Source organism: Microvirga pakistanensis, assembly GCF_004458765.1.
Lineage (GTDB): Bacteria > Pseudomonadota > Alphaproteobacteria > Rhizobiales > Beijerinckiaceae > Microvirga > Microvirga pakistanensis.
The window spans coordinates 1-223 of record NZ_SPJX01000634.1; the positions used below are offsets into that span (position 1 = coordinate 1).

At 75.3% G+C, this 223-nt stretch carries 1 pseudogene; it reads right to left on the minus strand.

The window, feature by feature from the left end:
• Positions 1–223, minus strand: a pseudogene (locus E4K09_RS24145) (tRNA uridine-5-carboxymethylaminomethyl(34) synthesis GTPase MnmE); the annotation flags it as partial.

Genomic DNA, 223 nt, shown 5'->3' on the forward strand with positions numbered 1-223 from the left:
GCCCGTTGAGAAACGCCCGGCGGGTGAACTCGCCCGCCTCGGCCGGGCGGCAATCGGGGATCGCGCCCAGAGCCTTCAGCACCGCCGCCCGCGTGGCGAGGCCGCCATGGATATGGAGCTCCGCCTGGTCCTCGCCGGTGAAGCTGCGCGGCCCCGGCATCCACAGAACCAGCGCCTGGTCCAGGGGCTCGCCGGCGCCGGGGTCGCGCAGGATGCGCACGGC